General features: G+C 61.5%; 3 protein-coding genes. All 3 read left to right on the top strand.

The window, feature by feature from the left end; all coding sequences use genetic code 11:
• Positions 1-236, top strand: a 236-nt coding sequence (locus QSJ19_RS26530) for a hypothetical protein (protein WP_286324045.1), incomplete at its 5' end; no start/stop codon positions are given.
• Positions 237-319: 83 nt separating this feature from the next.
• Positions 320-712 (top strand): hypothetical protein, encoded by a 393-nt coding sequence (locus QSJ19_RS26525; RefSeq protein WP_286324044.1) that lies wholly within the window; start codon positions 320-322, stop codon positions 710-712.
• A gap of 22 nt (positions 713-734) precedes the next feature.
• Positions 735-1,154 (top strand): hypothetical protein (locus QSJ19_RS26520; protein WP_286324042.1); only part of this gene is annotated, 420 nt, incomplete at its 3' end.

Here is a 1,154-nt window from a genome sequence, read left to right as displayed (position 1 = left end):
TTCGCCCGTACTCCCTGAAGCTCCTCCTGATCTCCATCCCCATCAGCTACATCACCTTCATGCTCGTCGTCTGGGGTGTCGGCGTCTTACCTCACGTCGGACCCGGAAGCCCTAGCCTGGCGGGCGGCTTCGCCGTGGTGAGCTCCTGGTACGTCCTGTCCTGCTACGTGTGGATCCCCACGACCTGGCTGGTCGGGTCGCTAGCGATCACGATCGTCCGTCGACGTTCGCGATAGCGCCGGGACGTGGCGCATCGCCCTCCAGATACGACACAATGAACAGGCCAAACGATTGAATTGCGCCGACCCGGGGAGGTCACGTGCTCCCGATCCTCCACCCCGACGATGTCTTCCCGCGCCCCTGCGTCGACTACACCAGCCATCTCGGTTCTCGACAGGCACAAGCCTTTTCGCTCCTGTGGAATCTGCACGCCGCCGACGATCCCATGATGGACGCCGACCACGCCGCCTTCTACATCCATCAGGCGAACGTCGTCAACGACGACCTGCTGATCGCACCTCTGCATCTTCGGCAGGAACTGTTCGACGCCACCACACACGTCGTGACCAACTACCGACGACCGGGTCCGTTCGCGCGCATCACGTCTCAGGACATCACCTACATCGAGCTGTTCCCCATCATCGCGGGCTGGCAGCACGAGATCATCGAACAGAACATGGCTGCCTTCATCGACAGTCTGTACGAGCGCTGATCGAGACGAGGTTTTGAATTTGATGACGCCGAGCTACAACTTCGGTCCAGCACCGCAGTCGGCGATCGTCATCGACGCCCAACACTTTGTGCTCGCGTTCCTATTCGCCTTCGTCCGTCCCAAGATCCTTGTCAACGGTTGGGACGTCCCGCACACGCGCTGGGGACACAACGTGATCCTGGTACCGCCCGGCAACTACCACCTGCAGGTCTACGTGCCGTACTACCTCCCGTCGCGGGTCGGGCCGGCAGAAATGGCCGTCAGCATTCACCCGCACCAGCCCACTGCCGTCGAGTACCGCGCACCAGTGTGGACATTCAGTCGCGGCGCACTCGGTCCGAGCCCTCAACCGTGGAACGGATTCGGCATCATCGTCGGTGTCGTCGGCGGAATGGTGTTGTTGGGATTGGTGTTCGGACTGGTTCCATACTTCCTGCTGGCT

Source organism: Gordonia sp. ABSL11-1 (assembly GCF_030315685.1).
GTDB lineage: Bacteria > Actinomycetota > Actinomycetes > Mycobacteriales > Mycobacteriaceae > Gordonia.
Note: the sequence above shows the minus strand (reverse complement) of the source record. Positions and strands in the feature narration are given on the sequence as shown.